At 51.6% G+C, this 273-nt stretch carries 1 protein-coding gene; it reads right to left on the reverse strand.

Annotated features, from left to right (window positions below):
• A partial coding sequence (locus AAEZ03_RS27365; protein ID WP_350582989.1) for a hypothetical protein occupies positions 1–273 on the reverse strand: 273 nt, incomplete at both ends.

The raw sequence follows: 273 nt of genomic DNA on the forward strand, positions 1-273 counted from the left end.
CTGGCAGTCAGTTGCCCAAGCGAGGCAAGCTTTAACTGTTGAGCGCTGGCTTGCTCACGGCGCAAGTCTTCTAGCAGGATAAGCTTGCTGTTATCTTTTAGCGGGATAATCTGTACGCGTAGCTTGCCGACGACAGAGGCATTTGCGACGGCAGGCAATTCATAAACAAAGCTACGTGATTGCCCTTCAGCGACCGATAAACAAGCATCAAGAAGTTGCAGATGCTGTTCTCTGAGCTGCTGCTGAAAGTCAGCAAGAAGGGCGGCTTCGAGG

Source organism: Pseudomonas sp. HY2-MNA-CIBAN-0224, assembly GCF_040310285.1.
In the GTDB taxonomy this organism is placed as follows: domain Bacteria; phylum Pseudomonadota; class Gammaproteobacteria; order Pseudomonadales; family Pseudomonadaceae; genus Aquipseudomonas; species Aquipseudomonas helleri.